This window comes from Serratia sp. SM04 (assembly GCF_040280225.1).
Lineage (GTDB): Bacteria > Pseudomonadota > Gammaproteobacteria > Enterobacterales > Enterobacteriaceae > Serratia > Serratia sarumanii.
Genome location: NZ_JBEOQT010000005.1, coordinates 180,788 through 200,585, shown reverse-complemented (window position 1 = coordinate 200,585; position 19,798 = coordinate 180,788). Strand labels below are relative to the sequence as shown.

Below are 19,798 nucleotides of genomic sequence, written 5' to 3'. Positions count from 1 at the left end.
GCCCTCCCCACGCCTTTCGAAAAGCGATGATGGAAGAAGCACAGGCATTTGAAAATCAGGTTCTGGAAAAGCTGAACGCGGGCAAAACGGTGCGCAGTTTCCTGATCGCGGCGGTAGAGCTGCTGGCGGAAGCGCTCAACGTGCTGGTGGTGCAGGTATTCCGCAAGGACGACTATGCGGTGAAATATGCCGTCGAACCGCTATTGTCCGGCAGCGGCCCGCTGGGGGAGCTGTCGGTGCGCCTGAAGCTGATGTATGGGTTGGGGGTGATCTCCCGCCACGAATATGAAGACGCCGAGCTGCTGATGGCGATGCGCGAAGAGCTGAATCACGACGGTGCGGAATACCGCTTCGTCGACGACGAAATCCTCGGGCCGTTTGGCGAGCTGCACTGCGTGGCCGCGCTGCCGCCGGCGCCGACCTTCCTGCAGCCGGGCGAAGCGGATGAAGCGCTGATCGCCATGCAGCGTCAGCGCTATCAGCAGATGGTGCGCTCCACCATGGTGCTGTCCATTACCGATCTGATCGCCGGCATCGGCGCCAAACAACCTTCCCGACTCTCTCCTCTCGGCCGCGGCTAAGCAAAGGCCGCGCGCCACTCGTCGAACAGCAACCACAGCGCGGTGGCGGCCATCAGGCCGGACATGACGCCGTTAAACGCGCGCAGCTTCCAGGCGACCTGGAGCGCGTTGCGCAACCGGTCGCCCAGCACCGCCCACAGCAGCACACAGGGTAAATTCAGCACGACGAAACCTGCGATGACGCTCAGCGTATGGAAGAAGGTGGCGCCTTCGCGCGGGGTGAACAGGATCGCCACGTTGATCACCATCAGCCAGGCCTTGGGGTTGACCGCCTGAAACAGCGCGCCGTTGAGGAAACTCATTGGCCTCACCTGCTCTTTGGCGTCCGGCGAGGCCGCCTTGAACAGTTTCCATGACAGCCACAGCAGGTAGGCGCAGCCGATCACCGCCAGCGGGAAGCGGATGACGCCGGCCCAGCTCAGCGCCAGCGCCAGCAGCGGGATAATGATAGCCAACTGCACCGCGCAGCCGGCGCCGATGCCGAACAGCATCGGCAGGGTGCGGCGCAGGCCGAAGTTGACGCCCGACGAGGCCAGCAGCAGGTTGTTGGGGCCGGGGGTAATCGACATGACGGTGACGTAGCTGACAAAGGCGGAGTCCAGCATGGCAGGTTCCTTGAAAATGACGGTAATAACGAGAGGATCAGCATAATCGCTGCAATGGGGTGGTGACAGAACCACAAATTGGATATTGTCATGGTTACAGTTGTGCAAAATGTAAACTGTACCCATTGCCTGGAGAGAAACTGTGACCCTGCTCGATGAAACCCCGGATACTCGTTACCTGCAGCTGGCGGATACGCTGGCCGAGGCCATTCGCCGCGGCACGCTGCTGCCCGGCGACCGCTTGCCTTCGGTGCGGCGCTGTGCGCAAACCCATCGCGTCAGTATTAATACCGTGGTGTCGGCTTACCGCACGCTGGAGGATCGCGGGCTGATCGAAGCGCGGCCGCAATCGGGGTTTTATGTCCGCAGCACGCTGCCGGCGCTGAAGATGGCCTCGGCGCCCAGCGGGCGCATCGAACCGCCGGCGGACGACGTGCTGGCGCTGATCGATACCGTGTTCGCCGCCCAGCAGAATCCGGCCTTCACCAACATTGCGCTGGCCTGCCCGCAGACCAGCGATTTTTATCCCGGCGGCAAGCTGGGGCGCATGCTGTCCTCTCAGCTGCGCCGTCAACCGGATCTGATCGGACAGTATTCGTTGCCGCCCGGCAGCCTGCGGCTGCGTCAGCAGATCGCCCGCCGTTCGATGACGCTGGGCATGCTGCTGGAGCCGGGCGACGTGGTGCTGACCCACGGCTGCATGGAGGCGTTGCAGCTGGCGCTGCGCGTCACCACCAAACCGGGCGACTGTGTCGGGCTGGAGTCACCGACCTACTTCTACCTGCTGCCGCTGCTGGCCAGCCTGGGGCTGAAAGCGCTGGAAATCCCCACCGATCCGCAGCTGGGGCTGTCGCTGGACGCGCTGGAGCTGCTATTGAATGAGAAACGGCTGAACGCGGTGATTGCCATGCCGACGGTGCAAAACCCGCTGGGCTGCACCATGCCGCTGGCGGCGAAAAAGCGGTTGGCGCGGCTGATGAACGATCATCAGGTGCCGTTGATTGAAGACGGGCTGTATGCCGAGATCCAGTTCGGCGGCGCGCTGTCGCCGGCGGTGAAGGCGTTCGATCGCGACGGCTGGGTGCTGTTTTGCTCCAGCTTCACCAAAACGCTGGCGCCGGATTTTCGCGTCGGCTGGATCTGCGGCGGCCGCTTTCACGAGGCGTTGCGCAAGCTGAAGGCGGTGTCGTCGATGTCCGAGTCGCAGCTGCTGTCGGAAACGCTGGCGACCTTCCTGGAGAGCGGCGGTTACGATCACCATTTGCGCAACCTGCGCAAGCGCTATGCGGCGCAGGTAGACGAGGCGCGGGCGCTGATCGCCCGGCATTTCCCGCGCGGCACGCTGGCCACGCAGCCGGCGGGCGGCTTCGTGTTTTGGGTCGAGTTCCCCCCCAACGTGGACAGCGTAGCGCTGTTCCACCAACTGCTGGAAGAGCAGATCTGTTTGACGCCGGGCACCCTGTATTCCCCCAGCGGGCGCTACCGCAACGCGCTGCGGCTCTCCTGTTGCTACCCGTTCAACGCGCGCTACACCCAGGCGTTGGCCCGGCTCGGCGCCAGAGCCTGCGAGATGAGCGGCCTGCCGCCCGGCATTGCGCAGGACGGGTAACGGCGCGCGCCTTTTGCTACAATGCCGGTATCATTGATTAGCGTGCCATTTTGGGCACAACGGGCCAGAGACCATGAAAGAGAAAGAAAAGGCAGAGATCAAGCGCCTGAGCGACCTGCTGGACGCCTTGAACCACAAAGACGCCACCGTGATCCAACAGGGCAACCCTGAGTTGATTGCGCAGCACACCAAAGAGAAAGAGAAGCTGGCGACGGAGATAGAGCGCCTGAAAAACGTGCGCGGCGAGAAGCTGAGCGCCGAAGCGCAGAAGCTGAGCAAGCTGCCGTTCAGCCGCGAAATCACCAAGAAAGAGCAGGCCGACATGGGCGCGCTGAAGAAAAGCGCGCGCGGGTTGATCGTGGTGCATCCGATGACCGCGCTGGGCCGCGAGATGGGCCTGAAAGCGGTCACCGGTTACGCCAAGAAAGCGTTCTGAACCCCCGGGCGTCAGACCTTGGTGGTGAAATACGCCTTGGTCTGATAGGGCACGGTGACCGTGTCCTGGCCCCGTAGCTCCTCTTCTTCCGCCACCAGCTGGCGCAATTGATCGATAACCTGCTCCTGTTGCGGCTGCGGCAGCGCGGCGATAAAGCTGGTTGAACGCACCCGGTTGTAGATCACGTCCTCCACCGCGCCGCGGTGGCTCAACATAAAGACCTGCTCCTGCAGCGGTTCAAAGCCTTTGAACGGGAAGAACTTGCGCCATTCGCCGGTATAGAAACGCGGCGCATCGCCTTCGTGGCGATCGACGATCTGATTCAGTTTACGCACCCAGCCGACGCGCGCATCGCGCATGTTCCACACCAGACCGAGTTTGCCGCCGGGTTTGAGAATGCGCCGGATCTCCGCCAGCGCCTGCGGCGTGGCGAACCAGTGGAAGGATTGGGCGCACACTACCGCATCGACCGACTCGTCCGGCAACGGGATCGCCTCGGCGGTGCCCGCCAGCGTTTTCACCTGCGGCAGCGCCGCCGACAGTTTTTCCAGCATTTGCGGCACCGGTTCGACGGCGATCGCCTGAGCGCCGGTTTCCAGCAGGCGCGGGGTGAACTTGCCGGTGCCGGCGCCGAGATCGATGACCGTCATGCCGGCGTGCAGGCCGATAGTCTCGCGCAGCCAGGCGGCGATTTCCGGCGGATAATCCGGCCGGCCCTTCACATAGCGATCGGCATTGGCCTGATAGCCCTCGGCGGCGGCGTGATGAATCGAATGGGTCGGGGTGGTCATTACCTGGCTCCTGGCTGAAAAACACGCGGCTACAGTATAGGCGGAAGAACAGGGTTAACGCGGCATTCGGCGCACGTTTTTCATCTTTTCCGCCCGCGCTTTCAACGGCCGAGCAGGCGGCGGTTGAAGTCCTCAAGGTGCCCTTCGGCAAGCCGCGTGAGCATGGTCTTGCTCCAGCTGGCGGAGAGGCCGGCGACCGCCAACAGGCGGCGATACTGTTCCGCGTCGAACGGCATATGCCAGGCGATGGCGATGGCTTCGGCCACCGACACGTCGCTGTTGCGCGCCGCCAGCGCCAGCGGACGATCGCCGCTGACCGCGCCGGGCGACACCACCCGATACAGCCAGCCGCAGCGGCCGCTTTGCTGCATCAGCACCGAAATGTCCTCGATGGCGAAGTGATAATTGAGCTTGAAGCACGGCGAGCGCGGCTGGGTGACCTGGATCAGCGCCTCGCCCCAGCGGAAAATGTCGCCCATAAACACATTGTGTTCGGTCAGCCCTTCGGTGGAGATATTCTCGCCGAAGGCCGGGGCGCAAAATTGCTCGGCCTGCGCCGGAAACTGCGCGCGCCAGTGGGCGTAATGCTCGCGCGGGTAGTGGCACAGCGCGCGGTCCGGCCCGCCGTGGTAGCTTTTTTCCGCCTGCTCGTCGCCTTCCAGGCCGAGCGGCGTGAGCCGGATGGCGCCATCCACCTGGCGTTTGGCGATGGCGCTGGGGCGCCCGCCTTCATAGGGTTGGATGCTGCCGATGTAAACGTCTGGGTGATGCATGTGCGCCTCCGTGTCTCGCGTCGAAGGCTCAGCATAGCCTGAGTTGCGCCGGGGGGACATAACAACCCGCCCGAAAATCCTCGGGCGGGCGGCGGGGCGTCAGAAGGTGGTCCAGTTCTCTTCCGCTGCGGCGTTGGCGGCTGCGGGTTTTACCGCCGGCGCTTTCGGCGCGGCGGCTTTCACGGCGGCGGGTTCAGTCTGCTCCGCCAAACGGAACACCGAGACGCTCTGCAGCAGCATGTCGGCCTGTTCTTCCAGCGAATCGGCGGCGGCGGCGGACTCTTCCACCAGCGCGGCGTTCTGCTGGGTGGTGTGGTCCATCTCGACGATCGCCTGGCCAATCTGGGCGATGCCGCGTGTCTGCTCATCGGAAGCGGCGGCGATTTCAGCCATGATGTCGCGCACGTGGGTGACCGAGCGGACGATCTGTTCCATGGTGTTGCCGGTGCTTTCCACCAGCTCGGTGCCGGTTTTCACCCGGCTGACCGATTCGGCGATCAGCCCTTCGATCTCCTTGGCCGCCTGGGCGCTGCGGCTCGCCAGGCTGCGCACTTCGCTGGCGACCACCGAGAAGCCGCGGCCCTGTTCGCCGGCGCGCGCCGCTTCCACCGCGGCGTTGAGCGCCAGGATATTGGTTTGGAAGGCAATACCGTTGATCAGGGTGGTAATTTCGGCGATGCGCTGCGAACTGCTGGAAATATCGCGCATGGTGCTGACCACGTTTTCCACCAGCTTGCCGCCCTGCTGCGCGGTCTGCGAGGCGTCGGTGGCCAGCTGATTGGCGTGATGGGCGTTGTCGGCGTTCTGTTTCACCGTGGCGGTCAGCTGTTCCATGCTGGCGGCGGTTTCCTCGACCGCCGCCGCCTGCTGTTCGGTGCGTGAGGAGAGGTCGGTGTTGCCGGCGGCAATTTCCGCCGAGGCGGTGGAGACCTGGCTGACCCCCATCTGGATCTTCTCAATCATGGTGCGCAGGTTTTGGCTCATCGCCGCCACCGCGTTCAGCAACTGCCCCAGCTCGTCGCGGCGGGTGCTGGTCTGCGCCTGGCGCAGGTCGCCGCTGGCGATGCGTTCCGCCATGGCCAGCGTGCTGTGCAGCGGACGGGTGATCTGCAGGGTGATGCGCCAGGCGATAAGCACCCCGGCGATGATGGCGATCAGCGTGGTGATGCCCATTTGCAGCTGCGCCAGATTGATATCATTGTGGGTCTGCGCCAGCTCGTCCTGCATAAAGGCGTTCACCAGCATGCCGATCGCCTGCGCGCGTTCGCCGAGCCGCCGGCTGATTTGCTGTTCGTGCTCATAGGCTGGCAGGTAGGCCGCGATGCGGTTTTTGTAATCGTCCAGCGCGGCCAGCAGCGGTTGCAGCTGCGGGCGCTGCGCGTCGCTGACCCGGCGGCTCAAGGCATTGGCCGCGTCGCGCGCATCGTCGATGGCCGCCATCAGCGGGGCTTCGGTTTCCTTGTTCAGGCTCAGCAGCAGGCCGCGCGCGCCGTAGCGCACCTGGGTCAGCTTCTGGTTCAGCTGGATGAAGGCCAACTGCAGATCGCCGTTGGTCAGCTGGCGCTCCACCTGGCTCAGGCTGGCCTGCACTTCCGACATGTTCCAGCTCTGGCGCACCGCGTCTTTCGCCGTGACCGCCTGTTCAAACTCTTTTTGCTGCTGCTGATATTCCCCGATCAGCGTCACCAGACGCTGCAGATCCTTGCGGCTTTGGGCGTCCCAGTCCAGCGCCTGCCCGTGGTCTATCAGTTTGACGGCGTTTTCAATATTGGCGCGGTTGTTCTGAATATACTCCGGCCGGTAGGTCTGGCCGTACATGGCGCGGTTGTATTTGGCCTGGTTGATCTCTTCGTTCAGCCGGTTGCTGAAGTCGATGCGATCGGCGCGTGATTCGATGATATGCAGATATTGCGCCCCGGTGCCGGCGATGATGACCGCCAACAGCAGCAACAGTGCGAAGCCGAGACCGAGCTTTTTACCTACGGTGAGATGAGTGAACTTTCCTGCCAATGCTTGCAATGCCGCCATAGCGTTTTTTCCTTCTCCGGGCGAACGTCAATTGAACAAACCATCGGCAAGACGTGGTCAAACTTTAGCGGATTTCAGGCAAAAAAATACCCGCCGGTGGCGGGCATCTGCATCAACGGGGGCGAATTACTTCTTCGCGGCGAAGCGTGCGGCGGCTTCATCCCAGTTGACCACGTTCCAGAACGCCTTGATGTAGTCAGGACGTTTGTTCTGATATTTCAGGTAGTAAGCGTGTTCCCACACGTCCAGGCCGATGATTGGGAAACCGGAAGCACCGGCGACCGCTTCGCCCATCAGCGGGCTGTCCTGGTTAGCGGTAGACACCACGGCCAGTTTGCCGTCTTTCAGCACCAGCCAGGCCCAACCGGAACCGAAGCGGGTGGCAGCGGCTTTCTCGAACTCTTCCTGGAATTTCTCAACGCTGCCGAAATCGCGCTCGATGGCCGCTTTCAGATCGCCGCCCAGCGTGGTGCCGGTTTTCAGGTTTTTCCAGAAGAAGCTGTGGTTGGCGTGGCCGCCGGCGTTGTTGCGCATGAAGGTGCGTTTGTCGGCAGGCACTTTATCCAGATCCTGGATCAGCTCTTCAACGCTGTATTTGGCCAGCTCAGGGTAGGCTTCCAGCACGGTGTTGGCGTTGTTGACGTAGGTCTGATGGTGTTTGGTGTGATGGATTTCCATCGTCTGCTTGTCGAAATGCGGTTCCAGTGCGTCGTAAGCGTACGGCAGGGATGGCAGTGAATAACTCATAATCATCATCTCCAGTGGTGTATGGGCGGCGCAAAGCGTGAGCACCGCGTAAGCAGTCGGATCATTATAGTTAATTAAATGATATTGAAAATGATTATCAATGCCCTGTGAACTGTGTGGTTAACGATCAAATCGCTGCGCTAACCTACTGATAGAAGAAGGGGCGGATGGCTGCGTGAAGCCGTCGCCCCGGCGCGCGGGTTACTCTCTATACTGTAGGGAGCGCCAACGCCGAAATGTATCGAAATGTGCCAAAGCGTTCACTGAATGAGCACGAGTGTGTAACAACCACAAGCACGCTGTGGTAATATGGCCGGCGTTCGTAGCAAGCATAACAACAGTGACATTCGCGTTTGCCGCGCTAGCGGGCAGGCGCCTTTGAACAATGTGACAATCGAGAGTAAAGGAGACCCCCATGCAGGTCAGCAGAAGGCAGTTCTTTAAGATCTGCGCTGGCGGTATGGCAGGAACGACGGTGGCCGCGCTGGGCTTTGCCCCCGAAGTGGCGTTGGCGGAAACCCGGCAGTACAAACTGCTGCGCGCCCGCGAGACCCGTAATACCTGTACGTATTGTTCCGTCGGCTGTGGGCTGTTGATGTACAGCCTTGGTGATGGCGCCAAAAACGCCAAAGAAAGCATTTTCCATATCGAAGGGGATCCGGATCATCCGGTAAACCGCGGCGCGCTTTGCCCGAAAGGCGCCGGCCTGGTTGACTTCATCCACAGCGAAAGCCGCCTCAAGTACCCGGAATACCGGGCGCCAGGATCGGACAAATGGCAACGCATCAGCTGGGACGACGCCTTTACCCGCATCGCCAAGCTGGTGAAAGAAGACCGCGACGCCAACTTCATCAAAACCAACGATCAGGGCGTTACCGTCAACCGTTGGCTGACCACCGGCATGCTGTGCGCCTCGGCCGCCAGCAACGAAACCGGTTTTCTGTCGCAAAAATTTAGTCGCGCTCTCGGCATGCTTGCCGTAGACAACCAGGCGCGTGTCTGACACGGACCAACGGTAGCAAGTCTTGCTCCAACATTTGGTCGCGGTGCGATGACCAACCACTGGGTTGATATCAAGAACGCGAATTTGATTATCGTCATGGGCGGTAATGCGGCGGAAGCGCATCCGGTGGGGTTCCGCTGGGCGATGGAAGCCAAAATACACAACAATGCCAAGCTGATCGTGATCGATCCGCGCTTTACCCGAACCGCATCGGTGGCGGACTTCTACACGCCGATCCGCTCCGGGACCGACATCGCTTTCCTGTCGGGCGTGTTGCTGTATCTGATGACCAACAACAAGTTTAACCGCGAGTACGTCGAGGCCTACACCAACGCCAGCCTGCTGGTGCGGGAAGACTTTGCCTTCGAAGACGGCTTGTTCAGCGGCTACGACGCGGAAAACCGCAAGTACGACAAAACCACCTGGAACTACCAGTTCGACGAGAACGGCTTCGCCAAGCGCGACGTCACGCTGCAGGATCCGCGCTGCGTGTGGAACATGCTGAAACAGCACGTGAGCCGCTACACGCCTGACGTGGTGACCAACATCTGCGGCACGCCGAAGGATGATTTCCTCAAGGTGTGCGAATACATCGCCGAAACCTGCGTCGCGGATAAAACCGCTTCGTTCCTGTACGCCCTGGGCTGGACTCAGCACTCGGTCGGCGCGCAGAACATACGCACCATGGCGATGATCCAGCTGCTGCTCGGCAACATGGGCATGGCGGGCGGCGGCGTCAACGCGCTGCGCGGCCACTCCAACATTCAGGGTCTGACCGATCTCGGCCTGCTGTCGCAGAGCCTGCCGGGCTACCTGACGCTGCCGTCGGAGAAACAGACCGATCTCGACACCTACCTGAAGGCCAACACGCCGAAGGCGCTGCTGCCGGGCCAGGTTAACTACTGGGGTAACTACCCGAAATTCTTCGTCAGCATGATGAAGACCTTCTACGGCGACAAGGCGCAGAAGGACAACAGCTGGGGCTTTGACTGGTTGCCGAAGTGGGACAAAGGCTACGACGTGCTGCAGTACTTCGAGATGATGGCGCAGGGCAAGGTCAACGGCTACTTCTGCCAGGGCTTTAACCCGGTGGCGTCGTTCCCGAACAAAAACAAGGTGGTGGCTTCGCTGTCCAAGCTGAAGTTCCTGGTGACCATCGATCCGTTGAACACCGAGACCTCCAACTTCTGGCAGAACCACGGCGAGTTCAACGAGGTGGATCCTGCGCAGATCCAGACCGAAGTGTTCCGCCTGCCGTCCACCTGCTTCGCCGAAGAGAACGGCTCGATCGTCAACTCCGGCCGCTGGCTGCAGTGGCACTGGAAAGGCGCGGACGCCCCGGGCGAAGCGCTGAACGACGGCGAGATCCTGGCGGGCATCTTCAGCCGCCTGCGCGAGATGTATGCGCGCGACGGCGGTGCGGTGCCGGAACAGGTGCTGAACATGACCTGGGACTACCTGACGCCGGACAACCCGGCGCCGGAAGAGGTGGCGCAGGAAAACAACGGCAAGGCGCTGGCGGATCTGCTGGATGCCGACGGCAAGGTGCTGGTGAAAAAAGGCGAGCTGCTCAGCTCGTTCGCGCAGCTGCGCGACGACGGCACCACCGCCAGCGGCTGCTGGATCTTCGCCGGCAGCTGGACGCCGGCCGGCAACCAGATGGCGCGGCGCGACAACGCCGATCCGTCCGGCCTCGGCAATACGCTGGGCTGGGCCTGGGCATGGCCGCTCAACCGCCGCATCCTGTATAACCGCGCCTCGGCGGATCCGCAGGGTAAACCGTGGGATCCGAAACGCCAGCTGCTGGAGTGGGACGGCGCCAAGTGGGTCGGGGCCGATATCCCGGACTACAGCACCGCCGCGCCGGGCAGCGACGTCGGGCCGTTCATCATGCAGCCGGAAGGCATGGGCCGCCTGTTCGCCACCGACAAGATGGCGGAAGGGCCGTTCCCTGAACACTACGAGCCGTTCGAAACGCCGCTCGGCACCAACCCGCTGCACCCGAACGTGGTGTCCAACCCGGCGGCGCGCGTGTTCAAGGACGATCTGGCGGCGATGGGCAAATCCGATAAGTTCCCGTACGTCGGCACCACCTATCGTCTGACCGAGCACTTCCACTACTGGACCAAGCACGCGTTGCTGAACGCCATCGCGCAGCCTGAGCAGTTTGTGGAGATCGGCGAGAAGCTGGCTGAGAAAAAAGGCATCAAGCACGGCGATACCGTGAAGGTCAGCTCCAACCGCGGCTACATCAAGGCCAAGGCGGTGGTGACCAAGCGTATTCGCACGCTGCAGGTGCACGGCCAAGAAGTCGACACCATCGGCATCCCGATCCACTGGGGTTACGAAGGGGTGGCGAAGAAAGGCTTTATCGCCAACACGCTGACGCCGTTCGTCGGCGACGCCAATACGCAAACGCCAGAGTTCAAGGCGTTCCTGGTCAACGTGGAAAAGGTGTAACGGAGACGAATTATGGCCATGCAATCTCAAGACATCATTCGTAAATCCGCCACCAATGGTTTCACGCCGGCGCCGCGCGCCCGTGACCACCAGGAAGAAGTGGCCAAACTGATCGATGTCACCACCTGTATCGGCTGCAAGGCCTGTCAGGTGGCCTGTTCCGAATGGAACGACATCCGCGACGAAGTGGGGCACAACGTCGGGGTGTACGATAACCCCGCCGATCTGACCGCCAAGTCGTGGACGGTGATGCGCTTCTCCGAGGTGGAGGAAAACGGCAAGCTGGAATGGCTGATCCGCAAGGATGGCTGCATGCACTGCGCCGATCCGGGCTGCCTGAAGGCCTGCCCGTCGGAAGGCGCGATCATTCAGTACGCCAACGGCATCGTCGACTTCCAGTCCGAGCACTGCATCGGCTGCGGCTACTGCATCGCCGGCTGCCCGTTCGACGTGCCGCGCATGAACAAGGACGACAACCGGGTGTACAAGTGCACCCTGTGCGTCGACCGCGTGGACGTCGGCCAGGAACCGGCCTGCGTGAAAACCTGCCCGACCGGCGCCATTCACTTCGGCACCAAGGAAGCGATGAAGCAGGTGGCGGCGGATCGCGTCAGCGAGCTGAACACCCGCGGCTACCAGAACGCCGGTCTGTACGATCCGGCGGGGGTGGGCGGCACGCACGTGATGTACGTGCTGCACCACGCCGACAAACCGCAGCTGTACCACGGTTTGCCGGACAACCCGAGCATCAGCCCGGCGGTGACCTTCTGGAAGGGCGTGTGGAAACCCCTGGCGGCCATCGGCTTTGCCGCCACCTTCGCGGCCAGCGTGTTCCACTATGTCGGCGTCGGGCCTAACCGCGTCGAAGATGAGGACGAGCACGACGAGTCGCACGACGAGGAGACGCGCAAATGAGAAAGGAAAAGCCCATTCAGCGTTACAGCGCACCGGAGCGCATCAACCACTGGATCGTGGCGTTCTGCTTTGTGTTCGCCGCCATCAGCGGGCTGGGGTTCTTCTTCCCCTCCTTCAACTGGCTGATGAACATCTTCGGGACGCCGCAGCTGGCGCGCATTCTGCACCCGTTTGTCGGGGTGATCATGTTTGCCGCGTTCCTGCTGATGTTCCTGCGCTACTGGAAGCATAACCTGATCAACCGGGAAGATATCGTCTGGGCCAAGAACATCCACAAAATCGCCATGAACGAGGAAGTGGGTGACACCGGGCGCTATAATTTCGGCCAGAAGTGCGTGTTCTGGGCGGCGATTATCAGCCTGGTGCTGCTGCTGGCCAGCGGCGTGGTGATCTGGCGGCCGTATTTTGCGCCGTCGTTCTCCATCCCGCTGATCCGCATCGCGCTGCTGGTGCATTCGCTGGCCGCGGTCGGCCTGATTATCGTGATTATGGTGCACATTTACGCCGCATTGTGGGTAAAAGGCACCATTACCGCGATGGTGGAAGGCTGGGTGCCAGCGGCCTGGGCCAAGAAACATCATCCGCGCTGGTACCGTGAGGTCCGCGAGAAACGACAGGAAGATAAACCCTGATGAGTATCCGCATCGTTCCTAAAGAGCAGTTAGGGGCACAGCGTGAGAAGTCCTCAACGGCGGAGAACATCCCGCCGTTACTTTTCGCCAACCTGAAAAGCCTGTACAGCCGCCGCGCCGATCGCCTGCGTCAGCTGGCTGTCGACAATCCGCTGGGCGACTATCTGAACTTCGCCGCCGAGCTGGCGCAGGCGCAGCAGCATGCGCTGCACGATAATCCGCTGCAGCTCGATCTGAGCGAAGCGCTGGCGCAGGGCGCCGCCAGCGGCAAACCGCCGCTCGATCTGAGCGTGTTCCCGCGCAGCGAGCACTGGCGCAAGCTGCTGGCGTCGCTGATCGCCGAGCTGCGCCCGCAGGCGCCGGAGCATATCCTGGCGGTGCTGGACAACCTGGAGAAAGCCTCGGCGCACGAGCTGGAGCTGATGGCCGACGCCTTGCTCAACCGCGAGTTCGGCAAGGTGGGCAGCGAGAAGGCGCCGTTCCTCTGGGCCGCGCTGTCGCTCTATTGGGCGCAGATGGCCAGCCTGATCCCCGGCAAGGCGCGCGCCGAATACGGCGAGCAGCGCCAGTTCTGCCCGGTGTGCGGCAGCATCCCGGTCTCCAGCATGGTGCACATCGGCACCGTCAACGGCCTGCGCTACCTGCACTGCAACCTGTGCGAAAGCGAATGGCACGTGGTGCGGGTGAAGTGCAGCAACTGCGAGCAGACCCGCGATCTCAACTACTGGTCGCTGGACAGCGAGCAGGCGGCGGTGAAGGCGGAAAGCTGCGGCGACTGCGGCACTTACCTGAAGATCCTATATCAGGAAAAAGACCCGCAGGTCGAAGCGGTGGCCGACGATCTGGCTTCGCTGGTGCTGGACGCCCGCATGGAAGAAGAAGGCTTCGGCCGCAGCAGCATCAATCCGTTCCTGTTCCCGGCGGAGTAACCGCCCGGCCCCGTTCGCGCGGGGCCGGACCAGCAATTTCAGCACGGGCTTCTGGCATTCGCCCGGACGAGTTGCTACGTTTAGGCCATAACGCGCCAAGCGAAAGGAACCACGATGTTAAACACCCTGGCAAAACTGACCGCGGTCGCCGTGCTGGCGGTCGGACTGGCGGCCTGCGACAACAAAGACGACACCAAACCGGCGGTGCCGCCACCGGACACCAAGCCGACCGTGACGCAGCCCGCGCCACCGCCGCCGCCTGCGCCGGTAGAAACCCCGCCCGCGCCGCCGGGGCTGAACGTGTCGCTGCAGAAGGGCAAAATCACCTTCGAGCTGCCGCCGGGCTTTAGCGATCAAACGCTGAACAGCGGCATCATCAACGACAGCACCTCCACCATTCAGCGCTTTCTCGACGGCAAGTCGCGCCAGAGCGCGGTCTCTTCCGAAGTGATCCCGCCGGACGGCATGAAGCTCAATACCAGCGACAAAATGCTGAAAGAGCTGGCGCAGAGCGCCATCACGGTGCTGGCCGAGCGCTATCAGAATATCCAGACCACCAAAGAAGAGAACTTCAGCGTCGGCAAACAGAAGTTTCGCCGGGTGGATACCGAGCAGACCGTCAACGGGCAAAAGGTGGTCTCCACGCTGGTGTTGACGGTGTTCAACAAGCGGGTGGTGACGCTGCAAATGCTGTCGCCGGCCAAAACGCCGGAAGTGCATCAGGCGCTGGTGCAGCGGATTATCGATACCCTGGCGGTGAAGTAAGGGCGCCGCGCTGCGGCCAGGACGAAGCGGAGGAGACCGGATGAAGCTTATCGGTAGTTATACCAGCCCCTTTGTGCGCAAGATTTCCGTGATGCTGCTGGAAAAAGGGATCGCGTTCGAATTCGTCAACGATCCGCCGTATGAGCCAGGCAGCCGGGTGAAGGAGCTTAACCCGCTCGGCAAGGTGCCGGTGCTGATCGCCGATGACGGCGAGGTGTTTTACGACTCGCCGGTGGTGGCCGAATACCTCGAACTGCTGACGGTGGAGCCGGCGTTTTTGCCGGCCGAACGCGCCGCCGCGCTGCGCGTCCGCCAGGTGGCGGCGCTGGCGGACGGCGTGACCGAAGCGGCGGCGACCCTGTTTCGCGAAAGCCGGCGCGCGCCGGAAAAACAGGACGAAAACTGGATGCTGCGCCAGCGTGACAAACTGACGCACGGGTTGGATGCGCTGGAGGCGCTGGCGCGGGACAAAACGTGGCTCAATGCCGAGCGGCTGACGCTGGCGGATATCGCCACCGGCTGCGCGCTGGGCTACCTCAATTTCCGCCGCATCCTGCCCAACTGGTGCGTCGGGCGCCCGGCGCTGGTCAAGCTGGCCGAACGCCTGTTCGCCCGTGAAAGCTTCGCCCGCACCGCGCCGCCCTGAACGTTCTTTTCTCCCCGCCGCGGCGGGGTTTTGCTATGCCGATACGTCTAAATTGAAAACCGAGCGACCATGAGCACTGAATCCCACCTTCTTTACAGCCAACTGCCCGCCATCGACCGCCTGCTGCGTGAACCCGCGATTGAACCGCTGGTGGCGCAGCATGGCCAGACGCTGATCGGCGAACTGCTGCGCCGGCTGCAGGCCCAGGCGCGCGACGCGATCGGGCAACAGCAACGTTTACCCGCCTGGTGCGGCGACTGGCCGCAGGCGCTGCGGGCCGAGCTGGCCCGGCAGCAACGCCCGGCTTTGCTGCCGGTGTTCAACCTCAGCGGCACCGTGCTGCACACCAACCTCGGGCGCGCCCTGCTGGCGCAGCCGGTGAAGGAGGCGGTGAGCGCGGTGATGGGGGAGGCGGTGACGCTGGAGTACGATCTGGACGGCGCCGGGCGCGGCCATCGCGATCGGGCGGTGGCGGATCTGCTGTGCCGGCTGACCGGCGCGGAGGACGCCTGCATTGTCAATAACAACGCGGCGGCGGTGCTGCTGATGCTGGCGGCGATCGCCCCCGGTAAAGAGGTGGTGGTGTCGCGCGGCGAGCTGGTGGAGATCGGCGGCGCATTCCGCATACCCGACGTGATGCGCCAGGCCGGCTGCCAACTGGTGGAGGTCGGCACCACCAACCGCACCCATCTGAAAGATTACCGCCAGGCTATCAACGAGCAGACCGGCCTGTTGATGAAAGTGCACACCAGCAACTACAGCATTCAGGGCTTTACCGCGGCGGTCGACGAGGCTGAACTGGCGCAGCTCGGAGCCGAACAGGGCGTGCCGACCGCCACCGATCTGGGCAGCGGCTCGCTGATCGACATGGCGCAGTACGGCCTGCCCGCCGAACCGATGCCGCAGCGGCTGCTGGCCGCCGGCGTCGACTTGGTGACGTTCTCCGGCGATAAGCTGCTGGGCGGCCCGCAGGCCGGGATCATCGTCGGCAAAAAGGCGTTGATCGCCCGCCTGCAGCAGCATCCGCTCAAGCGCGCGCTGCGCGTCGGCAAGCTGACGCTGGCGGCCCTGGAGGCCACGCTGCGGCTCTATCTGCAGCCGGAAAAACTGGCTGAGCAGTTGCCGACGCTGCGGCTGCTGACCCGCCCGCAGCAGGAGATGCAACAGGCGGCCGAACGGCTGCTGGCGGCGCTGGCACCGCGGTTCACCGCCGATTTCGAGCTGCGCGCCGAACCGTGCTGGTCGCAAATTGGCAGCGGTTCGCTGCCGGTGGATCGCCTGCCCAGCTATGCGCTGACCTTCACGCCGCGCGACGGCCGCGGCGCCACGCTGGAAGCGTTGGCCGAACGCTGGCGCCGCTTGCCGCAGCCGGTGATTGGCCGCCTCGGTGACGGCCGGCTGTGGCTGGATCTGCGCTGTCTGGAACAGGAAGGGGCGCTGATCGACGCGCTGAGCGCCTCATGATCATCGCCACCGCCGGCCATGTCGATCATGGCAAAACCACCCTGCTGCAGGCGATCTCCGGGATCAACGCGGATCGCCTGCCGGAAGAGAAGCGCCGCGGTATGACCATCGATCTGGGTTACGCCTACTGGCCGCAGCCGGACGGCCGGGTGCTGGGTTTTATCGACGTGCCCGGCCACGAGAAATTCCTCGCCAACATGCTGGCGGGCGTCGGCGGCATCGACCATGCGTTGCTGGTGGTGGCCTGCGACGACGGCGTGATGGCGCAAACCCGCGAACATCTGGCGATCCTGCGCCTGAGCGGGCGCCCGGCGCTGACGGTGGCGCTGACCAAGGCCGACCGGGTGGACGCGGCGCGTGTCGGCGAGGTACGCCGCCAGGTGCGCGACGAACTGGCGCGCCAGGGCTGGCCCGATGCACCGCTGTTTGTTACCGCGGCGGCGGCGGGAGAGGGTATCGAGGCGCTGCGCGCGCATTTGCTGGCGCTACCCTCCGGCGAGCACGCGCTGACGCGCCGTTTTCGCCTGGCGGTAGACCGTGCGTTCAGCGTCAAAGGGGCGGGGCTGGTGGTGACCGGCACCGCGCTCGGCGGCCGGGTGCAGGTGGGGGATACGCTGTGGCTGACCGGCGCCGACGCGCCGGTGCGGGTGCGCGGCCTGCACGCCCAAAATCAGGCCGTGGAGCAGGCGCAGGCCGGGCAACGCATCGCGCTGAACATCAGCGGCGATGTCGATAAAGACCGTGTCGCGCGCGGCGACTGGCTGCTGGCGCAGCGTCCGCCGGAGGCGGCGGAACGTATTCTGGTGGCGCTGGAAGCGGATCGGCCGATCCGCCATTGGCAGCCGCTGCACCTGCACCATGCCGCCAGCCACATCACCGGGCGCATTTCGCTGCTGAACGACGGGCTGGCGGAACTGATCCTCGATCGCCCGCTGTGGCTGGCGGAGAACGATCGGCTGGTGCTGCGCGATATCGGCGCACGGCAAACGCTGGGCGCGGCCCGGGTGCTCAGGCTGAGCGCGCCCAAGCGCGGCAAACGCCAGCCGGACTACCTGGCATGGCTGCAGGCTCTGGCGAACGCGCAGGACGATGCGCAGGCGCTGACGCTTGAGCTGCCGCACGGCGCGCTGTCTCTGACGGCGTTCGCCTGGGCGCGTCAGTTGACCGACGACGGCCTGGCGGCACTGCTGGCGAACCGCGATCTGCTGATCGTCGGTGACCGGGCGCTGGCGCAGGATCAGGTGCAACAGGCGGAGAGCCGGCTGCTGCAGGTGCTGGCGGAGTACCACCAACAGCACGCCGACCAGCTGGGGTTAGGGCGCGCCCGCCTGCGGCGCATGGCCCTGCCTCAGCAGCCGGAAACGCTGGTGTTTATGATGATCGATCGGCTGCTGAAGGCCGGCGCGCTGCGCAATACGCGCGGCTGGCTGCACCTGCCGGAACACGGCCTGGCGTTCAGCGCCGAAGAGGCGCCGCTGTGGGCGCGCATCGAACCGCTGTTTGGCGACGAGCCGTGGTGGGTGCGCGATCTGGCGAGCGAACTGGGCGAGGAGGAGAGCCGGGTGCGGGCGCTGCTGCGCAAGGCGGCCCAGCTGGGCCATGTGACGGCGGTGGTGGTGGATCGCTATTACCTCAGCCGACGCATCGAACAGTTCGCGGCGCTGATCCGCGAGCTGGATGCGGAGCGGGGCGGCGCCAACGCCGCCGACTTCCGCGATCGGCTCGGCGTCGGGCGCAAGCTGGCGATCCAGGTGCTGGAGTTCTTCGATCGCAGCGGCTTTACCCGCCGCAAGGGTAACGAGCATCTGCTGCGCGACGGCGGGTTGTTCGGCAACTGATTGCGTGTTTTTTGTTCTCTGATGGCGGTATAATCAGCTTTAATCACTTTGATTGATATTGATTGTACTGAGGAGCAAGACGATGAATACGAAAGTCATCACCGCTCATGTGCCGCTGCCTTTGGCTGAAAAGGTGGATGAAATGGCCGCCAAACTTGACCGCTCACGGGGATGGATAGTGAAGCAAGCCCTCGCCGCCTGGCTTGAGCAAGAGGAAGAGCGCCGTCGATTAACGCTGGCGGCGCTGGCCGATGTCGAACAGCAAAACGTTATCGATCATGAATCGGTAGAAGCCTGGGCTGCCAGCCTGGACAGTGACGATCCGCTGCCGGTACCGCGCTGATGGAGTTAAAATGGACGAGTAAGGCGCTATCGGATTTGGCGCGTTTGTTTGAGTTTCTTGCCTTGGCTAACCGTACTGCGGCAGCGAATTCGGTGAAGGCCTTGGTCGCCGCGCCTAAAGCGTTGCTTGATAATCCTCGCCTGGGTGAAAGACTGGACGAGTTTTTACCGCAGGAAGTGAGGCGTATTCTGGTCGGCCGTTATGAGATACGTTACCAGGTGCAGCCGGCAACGATTTATGTTCTGCGTATTTGGCATACCCGCGAAGAGCGATAGGCCGAATTCCCCTACCCGATAAATCTGACGGCGGCCCGGCTGACGTCTGGCGTCTGGGCGGTCAGAAACGCCTGTAAGCGTTCGATCAGCGGCCGCTTCGCCGATTCTTCCGGCCAAACCAGATAGTAACCGTCGCCGGTACGCACGGCGGCGTCACAGGGCAGCGCCAATAACCCCTCCTCAATCGTCCGCAGGCTCAGCGCCAGATCGCCGATCGAGACGCCGTGCCCGGCGATGGCCGCCGTGTTGCCCTGTTCCAGCGAATCAAATACCTGGCCGCGCGTGAGATCGATCGGGGCCGCGATGCCGCTTTTTTGCAGCCAGCGCCGCCAGTCGCGCCGATCGGGCGAAGGGTGGATCAGCGGGCAGGCGGCGAGATCGCGCTGCCCGTCGGCGAGCAGAGCGGGGGCGCAAATCGGGATCAGCCATTCGTCGAACAGCTTGGCGGCGGCGGTGTTGGCGCCGAAGTGGCCGTTGCCGAGCAGGATGGCGCAGTCGTAGGGTTCGCTGAAAAAATCCACGCTGTCGATGTCCATCCAGACGCTGGCTGCCTGCACCTCGAACGCCTGCGCCGTTTGCCGGAACCGGCTCAGGCAGTCCAGCAGCCAGCGCAGGGTCAGCGTGGAGGGCGCCTTCAGCCGCAGCAGATCGCGGTGGCTTCTGAACAACTCGCACGCTTGCTCGATGCGGCCAAACCCTTGCTGCAGCTCGGCGGCGAAGATTTTCCCCTGCGGCGTGACCTCGATGCGCGGGCCGTTGCGCTGGAACAGTCGACAGCCGAAGTGCTGCTCCAGCGTTTTGATGTGCTTGCTGACGGCGCTCGGGGTGAGATGCAGCTCCTCGGCGGCCAGCGTGAACGAGCCGGTGCGGGCGGCGCTTTCGAAGGCGCGCAGGGCGTAAAGCGGCGGAAGGGAACTGGCCATCGCGGCGTCTCTAATAATGAGTCTGATTCACAGTA

At 63.3% G+C, this 19,798-nt stretch carries 19 protein-coding genes; 13 read left to right on the top strand and 6 right to left on the bottom strand.

The features are described from left to right. Positions 1 to 26 precede the first annotated feature (26 nt). A complete protein-coding gene (locus tag ABTW55_RS10170; RefSeq protein ID WP_033638634.1) occupies positions 27 to 581 on the top strand; it encodes an MltR family transcriptional regulator in 555 nt (184 codons plus the stop codon). Here ABTW55_RS10170 and ABTW55_RS10165 read toward each other — a convergent pair. Beyond that, the gene (locus tag ABTW55_RS10165) at positions 578 to 1,186 is read right to left on the bottom strand and encodes a LysE family translocator (RefSeq protein ID WP_033649537.1); all 609 of its coding nucleotides are present in this window, start codon (positions 1,184 to 1,186) and stop codon (positions 578 to 580) included. The two genes, ABTW55_RS10170 and ABTW55_RS10165, sit on opposite strands and share 4 nt — an antisense overlap. A gap of 142 nt (positions 1,187 to 1,328) precedes the next feature. Here ABTW55_RS10165 and ABTW55_RS10160 point away from each other — a divergent pair, with 142 nt between their 5' ends. Next, entirely contained in the window at positions 1,329 to 2,795 is a 1,467-nt protein-coding gene (locus ABTW55_RS10160; protein ID WP_033636555.1) for a PLP-dependent aminotransferase family protein, read from the top strand. Positions 2,796 to 2,868: 73 nt separating this feature from the next. Then, positions 2,869 to 3,231 carry a YibL family ribosome-associated protein gene (locus ABTW55_RS10155; RefSeq protein ID WP_004933989.1) on the top strand — a complete coding sequence of 121 codons (363 nt, stop codon included), beginning with the start codon at positions 2,869 to 2,871 and terminating at the stop codon, positions 3,229 to 3,231. An 11-nt stretch (positions 3,232 to 3,242) separates the two neighbouring features. On the opposite strand, the gene ABTW55_RS10150 is transcribed toward ABTW55_RS10155, so the two are convergent. The 4 genes from ABTW55_RS10150 to sodA all read right to left on the bottom strand — a co-directional run bounded on the left by ABTW55_RS10150 (position 3,243) and on the right by sodA (position 7,570). Beyond that, a complete protein-coding gene (locus ABTW55_RS10150) occupies positions 3,243 to 4,022 on the bottom strand; it encodes a class I SAM-dependent methyltransferase (protein ID WP_033653965.1) in 780 nt (259 codons plus the stop codon). Positions 4,023 to 4,123: 101 nt separating this feature from the next. Continuing rightward, on the bottom strand, positions 4,124 to 4,795 hold the full coding sequence (gene yiiM, locus ABTW55_RS10145; protein WP_033649535.1) for a 6-hydroxyaminopurine reductase: 672 nt from the start codon (positions 4,793 to 4,795) through the stop codon (positions 4,124 to 4,126). Between the two features lie 99 nt (positions 4,796 to 4,894). Beyond that, on the bottom strand, positions 4,895 to 6,823 hold the full coding sequence (locus tag ABTW55_RS10140) for a methyl-accepting chemotaxis protein (RefSeq protein WP_049215033.1): 1,929 nt from the start codon (positions 6,821 to 6,823) through the stop codon (positions 4,895 to 4,897). A gap of 126 nt (positions 6,824 to 6,949) precedes the next feature. Continuing rightward, positions 6,950 to 7,570, bottom strand: coding sequence for a superoxide dismutase [Mn] (gene sodA, locus ABTW55_RS10135; RefSeq protein WP_004934003.1), 621 nt, complete (start codon positions 7,568 to 7,570; stop codon positions 6,950 to 6,952). Between the two features lie 415 nt (positions 7,571 to 7,985). Here sodA and fdnG point away from each other — a divergent pair, with 415 nt between their 5' ends. The 10 genes from fdnG (at position 7,986) to ABTW55_RS10085 (ending at position 18,840) form a co-directional block, all read left to right on the top strand. Continuing rightward, the gene (fdnG, locus tag ABTW55_RS10130; protein WP_094887892.1) at positions 7,986 to 11,033 is read left to right on the top strand and encodes a formate dehydrogenase-N subunit alpha; all 3,048 of its coding nucleotides are present in this window, start codon (positions 7,986 to 7,988) and stop codon (positions 11,031 to 11,033) included. Positions 11,034 to 11,045: 12 nt separating this feature from the next. Beyond that, the gene (fdxH, locus tag ABTW55_RS10125; protein ID WP_004934014.1) at positions 11,046 to 11,948 is read left to right on the top strand and encodes a formate dehydrogenase subunit beta; all 903 of its coding nucleotides are present in this window, start codon (positions 11,046 to 11,048) and stop codon (positions 11,946 to 11,948) included. Continuing rightward, positions 11,945 to 12,580: a formate dehydrogenase cytochrome b556 subunit gene (fdoI, locus tag ABTW55_RS10120; RefSeq protein WP_004934017.1), complete on the top strand. Its 636-nt coding sequence runs from the start codon at positions 11,945 to 11,947 to the stop codon at positions 12,578 to 12,580. Before fdxH ends, fdoI begins: the two co-directional genes overlap by 4 nt. Next, the gene (gene fdhE / locus ABTW55_RS10115) at positions 12,580 to 13,509 is read left to right on the top strand and encodes a formate dehydrogenase accessory protein FdhE (protein ID WP_033649531.1); all 930 of its coding nucleotides are present in this window, start codon (positions 12,580 to 12,582) and stop codon (positions 13,507 to 13,509) included. Before fdoI ends, fdhE begins: the two co-directional genes overlap by 1 nt. Positions 13,510 to 13,623: 114 nt before the next feature. Beyond that, on the top strand, positions 13,624 to 14,274 hold the full coding sequence (locus tag ABTW55_RS10110) for a DcrB-related protein (protein ID WP_033636562.1): 651 nt from the start codon (positions 13,624 to 13,626) through the stop codon (positions 14,272 to 14,274). A 40-nt stretch (positions 14,275 to 14,314) separates the two neighbouring features. Beyond that, positions 14,315 to 14,920, top strand: coding sequence for a glutathione S-transferase (locus ABTW55_RS10105; protein WP_033636563.1), 606 nt, complete (start codon positions 14,315 to 14,317; stop codon positions 14,918 to 14,920). A gap of 69 nt (positions 14,921 to 14,989) precedes the next feature. Next, entirely contained in the window at positions 14,990 to 16,384 is a 1,395-nt protein-coding gene (gene selA, locus ABTW55_RS10100; RefSeq protein ID WP_033649528.1) for an L-seryl-tRNA(Sec) selenium transferase, read from the top strand. After that, the gene (selB, locus tag ABTW55_RS10095; RefSeq protein ID WP_060423484.1) at positions 16,381 to 18,222 is read left to right on the top strand and encodes a selenocysteine-specific translation elongation factor; all 1,842 of its coding nucleotides are present in this window, start codon (positions 16,381 to 16,383) and stop codon (positions 18,220 to 18,222) included. The genes selA and selB overlap by 4 nt, the downstream gene beginning before the upstream one ends. A gap of 82 nt (positions 18,223 to 18,304) precedes the next feature. Beyond that, complete coding sequence (locus ABTW55_RS10090) at positions 18,305 to 18,565, top strand: CopG family ribbon-helix-helix protein (protein WP_041037283.1); 261 nt, start codon at positions 18,305 to 18,307, stop codon at positions 18,563 to 18,565. Continuing rightward, positions 18,565 to 18,840, top strand: a complete 276-nt coding sequence (locus ABTW55_RS10085; protein ID WP_033636570.1) for a type II toxin-antitoxin system RelE/ParE family toxin — start codon at positions 18,565 to 18,567, stop codon at positions 18,838 to 18,840. The genes ABTW55_RS10090 and ABTW55_RS10085 overlap by 1 nt, the downstream gene beginning before the upstream one ends. An 11-nt stretch (positions 18,841 to 18,851) precedes the next feature. Here ABTW55_RS10085 and ABTW55_RS10080 read toward each other — a convergent pair whose 3' ends face one another. Then, complete coding sequence (locus ABTW55_RS10080) at positions 18,852 to 19,763, bottom strand: LysR family transcriptional regulator (RefSeq protein WP_033636572.1); 912 nt, start codon at positions 19,761 to 19,763, stop codon at positions 18,852 to 18,854. Between the last annotated feature and the right edge of the window lie 35 nt (positions 19,764 to 19,798).

Bases quoted from the DNA above. Each gene is read 5' to 3' on its own strand.
- fdhE (WP_033649531.1), top strand. From the start codon at position 12,580: ATGAGTATCCGCATCGTTCCTAAAGAGCAGTTAGGGGCACAGCGTGAG.
- ABTW55_RS10080 (WP_033636572.1), bottom strand. From the start codon at position 19,763: ATGGCCAGTTCCCTTCCGCCGCTTTACGCCCTGCGCGCCTTCGAAAGC.
- ABTW55_RS10155 (WP_004933989.1), top strand. From the start codon at position 2,869: ATGAAAGAGAAAGAAAAGGCAGAGATCAAGCGCCTGAGCGACCTGCTG.
- fdxH (WP_004934014.1), top strand. From the start codon at position 11,046: ATGGCCATGCAATCTCAAGACATCATTCGTAAATCCGCCACCAATGGT.
- ABTW55_RS10090 (WP_041037283.1), top strand. From the start codon at position 18,305: ATGAATACGAAAGTCATCACCGCTCATGTGCCGCTGCCTTTGGCTGAA.
- yiiM (WP_033649535.1), bottom strand. From the start codon at position 4,795: ATGCATCACCCAGACGTTTACATCGGCAGCATCCAACCCTATGAAGGC.
- sodA (WP_004934003.1), bottom strand. From the start codon at position 7,570: ATGAGTTATTCACTGCCATCCCTGCCGTACGCTTACGACGCACTGGAA.
- ABTW55_RS10165 (WP_033649537.1), bottom strand. From the start codon at position 1,186: ATGCTGGACTCCGCCTTTGTCAGCTACGTCACCGTCATGTCGATTACC.
- selA (WP_033649528.1), top strand. From the start codon at position 14,990: ATGAGCACTGAATCCCACCTTCTTTACAGCCAACTGCCCGCCATCGAC.
- selB (WP_060423484.1), top strand. From the start codon at position 16,381: ATGATCATCGCCACCGCCGGCCATGTCGATCATGGCAAAACCACCCTG.
- fdoI (WP_004934017.1), top strand. From the start codon at position 11,945: ATGAGAAAGGAAAAGCCCATTCAGCGTTACAGCGCACCGGAGCGCATC.
- ABTW55_RS10085 (WP_033636570.1), top strand. From the start codon at position 18,565: ATGGAGTTAAAATGGACGAGTAAGGCGCTATCGGATTTGGCGCGTTTG.
- ABTW55_RS10150 (WP_033653965.1), bottom strand. From the start codon at position 4,022: ATGACCACCCCGACCCATTCGATTCATCACGCCGCCGCCGAGGGCTAT.
- ABTW55_RS10110 (WP_033636562.1), top strand. From the start codon at position 13,624: ATGTTAAACACCCTGGCAAAACTGACCGCGGTCGCCGTGCTGGCGGTC.
- ABTW55_RS10105 (WP_033636563.1), top strand. From the start codon at position 14,315: ATGAAGCTTATCGGTAGTTATACCAGCCCCTTTGTGCGCAAGATTTCC.
- ABTW55_RS10170 (WP_033638634.1), top strand. From the start codon at position 27: ATGATGGAAGAAGCACAGGCATTTGAAAATCAGGTTCTGGAAAAGCTG.
- ABTW55_RS10140 (WP_049215033.1), bottom strand. From the start codon at position 6,823: ATGGCGGCATTGCAAGCATTGGCAGGAAAGTTCACTCATCTCACCGTA.